The sequence below is a fragment of the Streptomyces yaizuensis genome (assembly GCF_034961445.1).
Lineage (GTDB): Bacteria > Actinomycetota > Actinomycetes > Streptomycetales > Streptomycetaceae > Streptomyces > Streptomyces yaizuensis.
The window spans coordinates 1-9,486 of sequence record NZ_BSBI01000030.1 but is presented as its reverse complement, the minus strand read 5'-3'; the positions used below and the strand labels follow the sequence as shown (position 1 = coordinate 9,486).

Below are 9,486 nucleotides of genomic sequence, written 5' to 3'. Positions count from 1 at the left end.
GGGCTCGGGGGCTGGCCCCCGACACGGGGCCGCACATGCCATGTGCCCGAGAACCTGTCCGCCCCTGCGGCGAGCTGGGCAAAATTCAGCCCCGCCGGCGATTGAGGCGCAGGGGTTCGGGGACTGGTCCCCGACGACGGACCCGCAGGTTCGCCTGTGCGGCGGGGCAGGGTGCTGGTCCGTCCTCAATCGCCGGACCGGCTGGATGTGCTCGGGTGATCGTCGGGGGCCAGCCCCCGAGGCCCCCGCGCCTCAAACTCCCCCAGACTCCGTCCGGGGGGACCCCCACGAGGCTGATTTTTGTGCGGGTCGACCCGGCCCGGGTAGTGGTGCGGGTTGGCGGGGCCTCCGGGCTCACCTCCTCGGGGTCGGCGAGCGTACTCACCAAGTTCCGTTCGGGTCGGCCTCCGCCGATCCCCTGCGGGGGCGACCCTGCACCCCCACCCACGGACCAGCCGGAGGGCGGCCGGTACCCCCGGGCGGGGGGAAGGAGGCTGCGGGACCCCGTACCGACGCGGCCGGGCAGGGCCGAGCCCTGGACGAGCGCACCCCGCCCGCATCGACGCGGGCCACGCAGCGCGAGGTCACCTTCGTACAGGCGCGGGACCCCGTACCGACGCGGGTCGGACAGCGCAAGGGCCACACCCGTCCAGGCGCGGGCGGCCGGTACCCCGGGGGGTCCGGGAGGCCGAGGCGTCAGCCGAGAAGGCCGCCGATCACGCGGGCCGGGCCCGTCGGCCCGTCGGAGCCCGAGGGTGTGTCGGAGCGGGCGGGGCTGCTGCCCGGCGCGCTGCCGGTGCCGCCGCCCGTGCCCCCCTCGGACGGCCCCGACCGCACCGGCGGCGGCACCGGCTGCCGGGCCGGCGCGGTCGGCGGTGCCTGCCGCTGCCCCGCGCCCTGGCTCTCGCTGGGCCGCCCCACCGCGCCGGTGTCCGCGGCGACCCCGGCGGAGGGCTCCGGGGACCGTTCCTGCGGGGTCGTGCCGGAGCTGCTGGCGGACGGCGACGGGGTGCCGCGCTCGCGGCTGCCCGGTTCCGAGGAGGAGCGGTCCCCGGAGGGCCGGTCCTTCGGGAGGGGCGAGCCGGGCAGGTGGTTGGTGGGGTCCTGGTTGGGGCGGGGCACGGTGACCATGTCGGAGGAGCGGACCGCGCCGCCCAGTACGGAGCCGACGAGCAGCGTGAGGCCGACGACGACGGCCGCGACGACGGCTCCCCTGCGGAGCACTCTGCGGCGCAGTTCCCACAGCTGGGAGCGGGGTCCGAGGGTGCGCCAGGCCTCCCCGGCGAGCCGGCCGTCGGCGGAGTAGACGGGCGCCCCCGCGATGATCAGCGGTGACCAGGCGGCGAGGAAGATGATGTCGGGGGCGTCGTAGGCGGGGACGGTCCGCCAGCTGACGGTGAGGATCAGCGCGGCGGAGAGCAGGGCGCCGACGACGGCGGCGACCCGCTGCCAGAGTCCGAGGACCGTGAGCACGCCGACGACCACCTGGAGGAAGGCGACGGTGAGCCCGGCCCCGACCGGGTGGGAGAGGGCGAAGTCCCGCAGCGGCTCGGCGAGCGGCCAGGGGTGCAGGGAGGTCAGCCACTTCACCATGGAGCCGCGTTCGCCGCCGTCGAAGTAGACGGGGTCGGTGAGCTTGCCCATGCCGGCGTAGACGGAGATCAGCCCGAGGAAGATCCGCAGCGGGAGGAGGACCACGCCGAGGTTCATCCGGCGGCCGGGGTAGTAGGCGTGCCGGACGGGGTCCGCTCCGGGGCGTCCGGCGCGGTCCGCGCGGTCCGGGTCCAGGGGCCCCCCGAGGTGGCCGAAGCCGCCGTCGTAGGGCCCGTGGTCGTCGGGCGGGTAGGCGTCGTACGCGCCGACGGCCTGCCGCATCGGTGGGAGCAGCGGTCCGGCGGCCACCGGGACGGGTGCGGTCTCGTCGCCGGTGAAGGGATGCTCGCGGTCGAGGTCGATCCGGGGGATGACCTGCGTGGCGCCGACGGCCGAGTCGCGGTGTCCGCCGCGTTCGGCGGTCGCGGTGCTGTTCCGCACGGCCTGGAGCAGCCCCGTCGCGCCCGTGTCGCCGGGCTCGGATCTGCCGCTCCAGACGACGGGCGCGCGGCGCCGGCCCGCCGCGCCCGCGGCGGCGGGTACGCGCGGGGTCGGGGCGAAGGCGCGTGCGGGGCGCGGGCTCTGCGCGAGCCGCACCCGGAAGCTGGCGTGGTTCACGATGACCTGCGCGGGATCGCAGTCGACCTTGACCATGCTCAGCGCGGGCTGATCATCGAACCCGGGCCGGGGCGTTCTGGTGTCCACACTCATCTAACCGAGTGACACCGGGTTTGGACACTGGCATGCCGGGCCCGATCTGTCCGAGACCCGTCAAGGCTGGTGAGCGGCCCGGAGAGGCATATTCCGGTACGTCAACGCGGCACGCCGCGTCCGGACGTGCGAACGGGCCGGCCCTCCGGGGAGGGCCGGCCCGTCACAGCGGCGGGCGCGCGGGATCAGGCGCGGCGCCTGGCCGCCTCGTACAGCACCACACCGGCGGCGACACCGGCGTTCAGCGACTCGGCGCCGCCCGGCATGGGGATGCGGACGAGGTAGTCGCAGGTCTCGCCGACGAGGCGGGACAGGCCCTTGCCCTCGCTGCCGACCACGACGACGACGGGGCCGCCCAGCGCCTCCAGGTCGCCGACCTCGTGCTCGCCGTCGGCGGCGAGCCCGACGACGGTCAGACCGGCCTTCTGGTAGGCCTCCAGGGCGCGGGTGAGGTTGGTGGCGCGGGCGACCGGGGTGCGCGCGGCGGTGCCGGCGGAGGTCTTCCACGCGCCGGCCGTCATACCGGCGGCGCGGCGCTCGGGCACGACGACGCCGTGGCCACCGAAGGCGGAGACGGAGCGGACGACCGCGCCGAGGTTGCGCGGGTCGGTGACACCGTCGAGGGCGACGATCAGCGGGTCCTCGCCGTGGTCGGCGGCGGAGGCGGCCAGGTCCTCGGGGTGCGCGTACTCGTACGGCGGGACCTGGAGGACCAGGCCCTGGTGGTTGAGGCCGTTGGTCATGCGGTCCAGCTCGGGGCGGGGCGCCTCCATGATGTGGAGGTTGCCGCGCGCGGTGGCGAGCTGGAGGGCCTCGCGCACGCGCTCGTCGTTGTCGATGAACTGCTGGACGTAGAGCATGGTGGCGGGCACGCCGTCGCGCAGCGCCTCGAAGACGGGGTTGCGGCCGACGACCATCTCGGAGCTGCCCTTGCCGCCCCGGCGGGCGACGGGCCGGCGGGCGGCCTGCTTCGCCTTGGCGTTGGCGACCCGGCTCTTGACGTGCCCCTTGCGGGCGGAGGCGGGCGGGGTGGGGCCCTTGCCTTCCAGGCCGCGGCGTCGCTTGCCACCGCTGCCGACCTGCGCGCCCTTCTTGTTGGACGTGCGGCGGTTCCTGCGCTGGCTGTTCCCGGCCATGACTGCTACCTGTTCTCGGATCGTCGTACGCGTATGCGTCTGTGAGTGCGCACGTACGTCTGGGGTGTACGTATGACAGTGTGCCGCCCGGAGGGCCGGGCGGCACATTCGTCCTGCTCGGCGGGGCCCCTCGGGGCCCGCCTCAGCGGGGGGCGAGGCTCCAGCGGGGCCCCTCGGGGCCGTCCTCGACGACCAGTCCGGACTGCTGGAGCTGATCGCGGATGGCGTCGGCGGTGGCCCAGTCCTTGCGGCCGCGGGCCGCCTCGCGCTGCTGGAGCACCAGGCGTACGAGGGTGTCGACCGCTCCGTGCAGATCTTCGCCGCCCTCGGTCTCCCCGGCCCAGTGCGGGTCGAAGGGATCGAGGCCGAGGACGCCGAGCATGGCGCGCACCTCGGCGAGGCGGGCGACCGCGCTCTCCTTGTCGTCGGCGGCGAGGGCGGAATTGCCCTGGCGGACCGTGGTGTGGATGACGGCGAGGGCCTGCGGGACGCCGAGGTCGTCGTCCATGGCCTCGGCGAAGGCGAGGGGGACCTCGGGGGCGGGCTCGACGGGCCCGCCGGCCTTCTCCGAGACGCGCTGCATGAAGCCGGCGATCCGGGCGAACGCGGACTCGGCCTCGCGCAGTGCCTCCTCGCTGTACTCGATCATGGAGCGGTAGTGCGGGGTGCCGAGGTAGTAGCGCAGGACGATGGGCTTCCAGTGCTTGACCATCTCGGAGACGAGCACCGAGTTGCCGAGCGACTTGGACATCTTCTCGCCGCTCATGGTGACCCAGGCGTTGTGCACCCAGTACTGGGCGAAGTCGTCGCCGTACGCCTTGGCCTGCGCGATCTCGTTCTCGTGGTGCGGGAAGACCAGGTCGAGCCCGCCGCCGTGGATGTCGAAGGCCGTGCCGAGGTACTTGTGGGCCATGGCGGAGCACTCCAGGTGCCAGCCGGGGCGGCCCCGGCCCCAGGGCGTCTCCCAGCTGGGCTCACCGGGCTTGGCGCTCTTCCACATGGCGAAGTCGCGGGGGTCGCGCTTGCCGGTCTCGCCCTCGCCGGAGGGCTGGCGCAGCCCGTCCAGGTCCTGGTTGGAGAGGTGGAGGTAGTCGGGGTAGGAGCGGACGTCGAAGTAGACGTTGCCGTCGGCCTCGTAGGCGTGGCCGCGCTCGATCAGGCCGCGCATCATCTCGACCATCTCGGTGATGTGGCCGGTGGCGCGTGGCTCGTAGGTCGGGGGCAGGCAGCCGAGGGCCTGGTAGCCGTCGTTGAAGGCGCGCTCGTTGGCGTAGCCGATGGACCACCAGGGGCGGCCCTGCTCGGCCGACTTCTTGATGATCTTGTCGTCGATGTCGGTGACATTCCGGACGAAGGTCACGTCGTAGCCCCGGTACTCGAACCACCGGCGCATGATGTCGAAGTTGAGGCCCGACCTGATGTGCCCGATGTGCGGAGCGGCCTGCACGGTCGCACCACAGAGGTAGATCGAGACGCAGCCCGGCGTGAGCGGGGTGAAGTCACGGATCTGCCGGGCGTCGGTGTCGTACAGGCGAATAGTCACGCCACCAGAGTAGTGGGCGGACGGCGGTGCCCCGCGACCCTTGGGTACAGGGTGGGTGGAGTCCGCCGGCCGCCGTCCCCCCGGTCCGGGCGCACGGCCCGGCATCAGAGGCGTCCGACGACCTTGCGCGGGGTGATCCGGACGACCACCCGGGGGGCGTCCTGGGCCGCCGCCGGGTTGAACTCGGCGTACCTCTTGCCGGTGTACTTGACGGACAGCTCGTCGATGAGTTCCTGGCCGCCCTCGGTGGTGAGCGTGGCGGTGCCGCGGATCTCGGCGTACGTGTAGGGGGCGTCGAAGGGCTGGAGCAGGACCGTCACCCGGGGATCCCGGCGCAGGTTCTGCTCCTTGCGGCGGCCGATCGTGGTGGAGACGAGGAGGTCGTCGCCGTCGCGTCTGACCCAGACCGGGGAGACCTGGGGGCTGCCGTCGGGCTGGATGGTGGCGATGTTCACGAAGACGGGTGAGTCGATCAGCGACTTCACGGCGTCCGAGAGCGTGGCGGTCATCCGGAACCTTTCTGCTGGGCGGGCGCGGGCGCGCCCGGGGGTGACGCGGGCGCCCCGGGGGGCGGGGCCGCAGGGCCCCGGGGGGGCGGGGCCGCAGGGTGCACTACCCCTTCGCGGCCGGTCCTACCCCCCGTACCGGCGTACGGAGCACACCCGGCCCGCCGGACGCCGGTCCGACGGGCCGGGTGGGCGCCCGGCTCAGCGCGCGGTACGGACGACCAGCGCGGTGGCGATGGCGGCCAGGCCCTCCGCGCGGCCGGTCAGGCCGAGTCCGTCGGTCGTGGTCCCGGAGACGGAGACCGGGGCCCCGACGGCGGCGGAGAGGACCTTCCGCGCCTCGTCCCGGCGCTTGCCGATCTTGGGGCGTACGCCGATGACCTGGATGGCGACATTGCCGATCTCGTACCCCTCGGCCCGGACGATCCGCGCGGCCTCGGCCAGCAGGGTCGTACCGGAGGCGCCGGACCACTCGGGGCGGTCGGTGCCGAAGTGCGCGCCGAGGTCGCCGACGCCGGCGGCGGAGAACAGGGCGTCGCAGGCGGCGTGGGCGGCCACGTCGCCGTCGGAGTGCCCGGCGAGGCCGTCCTCGCCCTCCCACAAAAGCCCGGCGCACCACAGCTCGCGCCCGGCCTCGAAGGCGTGGACGTCCGTACCGATGCCGACGAGCGGCAGCGGGAAGGGGTCAGAAACCGTCATTGGCCCTCCTGCGGGCGAGTACAGCCTCGGCGAGTACGAGATCGAGCGGACGGGTCACCTTGAACGCCTCCTCGTGGCCGGGAACGACCACGACGGGCTCGCCCAGCGACTCCACGAGGCCGGCGCAGTCGGTGGCGCCCTCTCCCTCGGCCGGGGCGGTGCCGTGGGCCCGGACCAGGGTCTCCCGGTCGAAGCCCTGCGGGGTCTGCACGGCGCGCAGCCGGGACCGCTCGGGGGTCGCGACGACCGGCTCGGGCTCGCCCTTCGCCGCGCCTTCGCGGGGGTCGACCTCCTTGACGGTGTCGGTGAGGGGCAGCGCCGGGACGACGGCGCGGGCGCCGTCGCGGACGGCTTCGATGACCGCGTCGACGGTGTCGACGGGCACGAGGGGGCGGGCCGCGTCGTGCACGAGGACGACGGAGATGTCGTCCGGGAGCGCGTCGAGGCCGAGCCGGACGGACTCCTGGCGGTTCTCACCGCCGGGGACGACGACGACCTCGGTACGGTCGGGCAGGGCGAGATCGGCGAGCAGGCCCCGTACGGCGACGGTGTCGTCGGGCGGGCCGACGACCACGACGAGCGAGACGGCGTTGGACGCGGCCATCGCCCGTACGGCGTGCACGAGCATGGGGGTTCCGCTCAGCGTGCGGAGCGCCTTGGGGGCTCCGGGGCCCAGTCGCAGGCCGCGGCCGGCGGCGGGGATCACGGCCGCGGTGCGGGGCGGAAGCGGGACGTTCGACATCGGTTGCACTCCGGCAGGTTTGTTTCCTCGGCCGACATGGGTATGGCCACAGCGTGCCGGGCGCGACGCCTTGACGGACCCTTCCGTGACGACGGTCTGCGCCAGCCGCCCGAGCCCGGCACACCACGGCGTCTCAGGTGCCGCGTACGGGACCGCTGTGGTGCGACACCCCTAGGGGCTACGCGGGATACGCGGGATACGCGGGATACGAACATGCCGCAGCGCCCGGCGACAGCACCGTGATCAAAGGTGATCATGGCACGTCAGCGGGCACCGCGGCATTGGTGCGCCGTGCGTCAGGACGCGAGGACTTCGTCGAGCAGCGCCTCGGCCTTGTCTTCGTTGGTGTTCTCGGCGAGCGCCAGCTCGCTCACCAGGATCTGCCGCGCCTTCGCGAGCATCCGCTTCTCACCGGCGGAAAGCCCGCGCTCGCGCTCGCGACGCCACAGGTCTCGGACGACTTCGGCGACCTTGATGACATCGCCGGAGGCGAGCTTCTCAAGGTTTGCCTTGTAGCGGCGGGACCAGTTCGTGGGCTCCTCCGCATACGGTGCGCGCAGCACCTCGAAGACCCGGTCGAGCCCGTCCTGGCCGACCACGTCCCGCACACCGACAAACTCGGCGTTGTCAGCCGGCACACGAACCGTCAGGTCGCCCTGGGCGACCTTGAGCACCAAGTAGGTCTTGTCCACGCCTTTGATCTGGCGAGTTTCGATGGCCTCGATCAGCGCGGCCCCGTGATGGGGATAGACCACGGTGTCGCCAACCTTGAACGTCATGTGACAGGTACCCCTTCCGTGGCTATCCAGGGTAACACGGATACAGCTTCTACTGAATGGCGTTTTCGCAGGTCAGGGCATATCTCAGGGCTTGACAACAACGATGGGAACGTGCTGCGGACGCCTTCCGGAAGGGGGTATTCGCAGGTCGGAGCGGCTGCACGGGGGAGGGGAAAGGCGTACGTTACACCGGCCCTGGAGGGGTCGGACATGGCTGAACGTCCCGGTTTGCCGGGTTCCAGGCGGTGAACTTCCCGTACTCCGTTCGGCGGTCGCTCACCCGTACGGACGACCGCCCGGCCAAATCCGAAATTGATCACCGCACTCATGGCGAATCCGAAATCGAGGAATGCGGGCCGGTCCGGGAAATTGATCATCCGGGGAATGGGAACGGCTCCCGAAACACCGGATCGGGACTTCCACGGGACCTCCGGAGCGCCCCCACCCTCCGGCCGGAGGACCCCCTGCCGCCCGGGGGCCCGGACCCGCGATGTGGCGAACGCCACGCCTGCGACCGGCGGCGGAACGGGTATCGGAGCAGGTACCGGAGCGGGCCGTACCCCCAAGTGGCGGGTCGGGTGAGACCGCCGGGCGGCGCCTCTGTAATCTGATCGCCGAACTGTGGTGATCTCGGGCGGTATCGCGAACTGACGCGACCGGGACCGGGATTGTCCCGGTTCGTACGACTCGTCGCCTGCCAGTTCCGCTACGCACAAGGAGATGCCGCCGCCGTGAGCCTCCCCCAAACTCCGACCGGGGGCGCCCCTCGCCTTCGGCGCGGCGCCCTCGCCCTGACCGCTGTCGCGCTGTCCTTCACCGCCCTGACCGCCTGCGGCGCGGGCAACAACGCGCAGTCGCTCGGCGTGAAGCCGGACAACCCGGCGGTGACCGTCGACACCCTCAGCGTCGAGAACGCGAACATCATCACCCAGCCGAAGCCCGGCCAGGCGGGCCCGGCCGCCGTCTCCGTGACGATCATCAACAAGGGCACCAAGGCCCAGACGGTCGAGTCGATCGCCGTCCAGGACGCCGGCCCGGTCAAGCTCACCCCGGCCAAGGGCGCCGGCCCCGTCGTCGTGCCCGCGCAGGGCATCGTCGTCATCGGCGGCAAGGGCAACGGGACCGCGGTCATCGAGGACGGCGCCGCGCTCACCCAGGACCTCGGCGGGGTCCGGAAGATCTCCTTCGGCTTCAGCGAGACCGGCGAGGTGAAGCTGGACGCCTTCGTGGTGCCCGCGGAGAGCTACTTCAAGGAGTACGGCCCCAGCTCGGCACCGTCCCCCGCGCCCGCGGCCCCGAAGCCGGCGGCCTCCGCGTCGACGGGGCCCTCCGGTGAGGCTTCGGGCGAGCCCGGGGCGCCGGCGTCCGACGAGGCGTCGCAGCCGGCCACGACGGGCTGACGCCCGCGCCAACCCACCGGGCCCCGCCGACACCTCCGGCGGGGCCCTCCCTTTTCCCCGGGCCCGCGCCCGGCTGCCCGCCCGTGTCGGTACGTGTGCGGTGCGCTCGTCCGGGGTCCCGGTGGCCCAGGCCGCGTCGGTACGGGGTCCCGCACCCTTTCTTTCCCCCGGCTCGGGGTACCGGTCTGCTGTGCTGGCTGTGTGGGTGGGGGGTGCAGGGTCGCCCCCGCAGGGGATCGGCGGTAAGTCCGGCGTGCGCTGACCGTGGGCCTTCGGTCCGCCGACCCCGAGGAGGTGAGCCCGGAGGCCACCACCAACCCGCACCACACGGTGCGCCGGGACCACCCGAACAAATCCAGCCCCGCCGGCGTTTGAGG

8 protein-coding genes are annotated in these 9,486 nt (G+C 73.1%); 1 reads left to right on the top strand and 7 read right to left on the bottom strand.

All coding sequences use genetic code 11. The features are described 5' to 3' along the window. Positions 1-696: 696 nt before the first annotated feature. The 7 genes from SYYSPA8_RS37005 to SYYSPA8_RS36975 form a co-directional block, all read right to left on the bottom strand. Entirely contained in the window at positions 697-2,304 is a 1,608-nt protein-coding gene (locus tag SYYSPA8_RS37005; RefSeq protein ID WP_323451874.1) for a DoxX family membrane protein, read from the bottom strand. 185 nt (positions 2,305-2,489) lie between these two features. Then, positions 2,490-3,440, bottom strand: coding sequence for a 23S rRNA (guanosine(2251)-2'-O)-methyltransferase RlmB (gene rlmB / locus SYYSPA8_RS37000; RefSeq protein ID WP_323451873.1), 951 nt, complete (start codon positions 3,438-3,440; stop codon positions 2,490-2,492). A 142-nt stretch (positions 3,441-3,582) separates the two neighbouring features. After that, positions 3,583-4,983, bottom strand: coding sequence for a cysteine--tRNA ligase (gene cysS / locus SYYSPA8_RS36995; RefSeq protein WP_323451872.1), 1,401 nt, complete (start codon positions 4,981-4,983; stop codon positions 3,583-3,585). A gap of 104 nt (positions 4,984-5,087) precedes the next feature. Further along, a complete protein-coding gene (locus SYYSPA8_RS36990; protein ID WP_323451871.1) occupies positions 5,088-5,492 on the bottom strand; it encodes a PPOX class F420-dependent oxidoreductase in 405 nt (134 codons plus the stop codon). A 198-nt stretch (positions 5,493-5,690) separates the two neighbouring features. After that, positions 5,691-6,188: a 2-C-methyl-D-erythritol 2,4-cyclodiphosphate synthase gene (gene ispF, locus SYYSPA8_RS36985; RefSeq protein WP_323451870.1), complete on the bottom strand. Its 498-nt coding sequence runs from the start codon at positions 6,186-6,188 to the stop codon at positions 5,691-5,693. Continuing rightward, the gene (ispD, locus tag SYYSPA8_RS36980; RefSeq protein WP_323451869.1) at positions 6,175-6,930 is read right to left on the bottom strand and encodes a 2-C-methyl-D-erythritol 4-phosphate cytidylyltransferase; all 756 of its coding nucleotides are present in this window, start codon (positions 6,928-6,930) and stop codon (positions 6,175-6,177) included. The genes ispF and ispD overlap by 14 nt, the downstream gene beginning before the upstream one ends. Before the next feature lie 296 nt (positions 6,931-7,226). Next, positions 7,227-7,709 carry a CarD family transcriptional regulator gene (locus SYYSPA8_RS36975; RefSeq protein WP_003953493.1) on the bottom strand — a complete coding sequence of 161 codons (483 nt, stop codon included), beginning with the start codon at positions 7,707-7,709 and terminating at the stop codon, positions 7,227-7,229. 731 nt (positions 7,710-8,440) lie between these two features. Here SYYSPA8_RS36975 and SYYSPA8_RS36970 point away from each other — a divergent pair. Continuing rightward, entirely contained in the window at positions 8,441-9,109 is a 669-nt protein-coding gene (locus SYYSPA8_RS36970) for a hypothetical protein (protein ID WP_323451868.1), read from the top strand. Positions 9,110-9,486: the final 377 nt, after the last annotated feature.

Excerpts from the sequence above, each read along its gene's own strand:
- rlmB (WP_323451873.1), bottom strand. The coding sequence starts at position 3,440 with ATGGCCGGGAACAGCCAGCGCAGGAACCGCCGCACGTCCAACAAGAAG.
- SYYSPA8_RS36990 (WP_323451871.1), bottom strand. The coding sequence starts at position 5,492 with ATGACCGCCACGCTCTCGGACGCCGTGAAGTCGCTGATCGACTCACCC.
- ispD (WP_323451869.1), bottom strand. The coding sequence starts at position 6,930 with ATGTCGAACGTCCCGCTTCCGCCCCGCACCGCGGCCGTGATCCCCGCC.
- ispF (WP_323451870.1), bottom strand. The coding sequence starts at position 6,188 with ATGACGGTTTCTGACCCCTTCCCGCTGCCGCTCGTCGGCATCGGTACG.
- SYYSPA8_RS37005 (WP_323451874.1), bottom strand. The coding sequence starts at position 2,304 with ATGAGTGTGGACACCAGAACGCCCCGGCCCGGGTTCGATGATCAGCCC.
- SYYSPA8_RS36975 (WP_003953493.1), bottom strand. The coding sequence starts at position 7,709 with ATGACGTTCAAGGTTGGCGACACCGTGGTCTATCCCCATCACGGGGCC.